1 protein-coding gene is annotated in these 1,088 nt (G+C 40.4%); it reads left to right on the top strand.

Annotated features, from left to right (window positions below; translation table 11 throughout):
- Positions 1 to 110: 110 nt before the first annotated feature.
- On the top strand, positions 111 to 1,088 hold a 978-nt coding region (gene istA / locus ACLS0A_RS10950; protein ID WP_423105302.1), incomplete at its 3' end, for an IS21 family transposase.

Raw genomic sequence — 1,088 nt, forward strand, 5'->3', positions numbered from 1 at the left:
TGTTAATGATCATGCAAAAATGAACCAGGTAGACGCGGTAAGATCATCGAAAAGTGATCCACTGCGTCTTTTGATAAACTCCTTGTTATTTAAACAGGGAATAACCTGGTATGCTTTGTATGGAAACTATCTTAAAAATTCGCCGTCTTTATCATAAAGATGGCCTTTCACAGCGTAAAATCGCTGAAAAACTTCGACTTAGCCGTTGTACTGTAAAAAAATATCTCAACACTATTGAGATGCCACAGTACCAACGTCAACACACAGATGCGCCTAAATTAGGTCCTTATAAGGTGCTGTTAATTGAGCGTCTTCAAGAAGAGATGAGTAAACCACCTGCTCAACGATTAACGGCTGTTCGCCATTTTGAGTACCTGCAAAGTTTGGGGTTTGAAGGAAAATATCCCTGCGTCTCTCGTTTTATTAAACGCTATAAAGCAACGTATTCTCCCTCAGCTACAAACGTCTTTATTCCCCAAAAATTTCCGCTCGGAGAATCTTATCAATTTGATTGGAGTATCGAGAAAGTCATCTTAAATGAAGTGGAAACAAGCGTTAATGTTGCCCATTTTCGATTATGCCATTCTCGAGCTTATTATGTTCGTGCTTATTTTAGGCAAACCTTAGAAATGCTCATGGATGCCCATAATCATGCCTTTGCCTATTTTGGTGGCGTCCCATCACGGGGGATTTATGATAATCCTAAGACTATCGTCAAACAGATAAAACGAGGTAAAGAGCGGGCTTTTAATGAGGGGTTTTTAGCGATGATGAATCATTTTCTGATTGAGCCTGTTGCCTGTACACCTGCCTCTGGGTGGGAGAAAGGGCAAGTAGAGCGACAAGTCCAAACCTTACGTAAACGACTTTTTCGTCCTTTACTCACTTTTTCTTCCCTTGCAGAACTCAATGAGTATTTAAGCGATTGGTGTGCAAAACAGATTAAAACTCAGCCTTGGGTTGAAGATAAACAACAGACTATTGCTCAACGTTTGGAAAAGGAACGCGAAAAACTCTCGCCTTTCAGACCTTACTTAGGTTATCGGACAACGCGTTTGCTTGTTAATACTTCTGCGCTTGTTCTATTT

Origin of the sequence: Avibacterium volantium (assembly GCF_049366555.1) — a bacterium.
GTDB classification, from domain to species: Bacteria; Pseudomonadota; Gammaproteobacteria; order Enterobacterales; family Pasteurellaceae; genus Avibacterium; species Avibacterium volantium_A.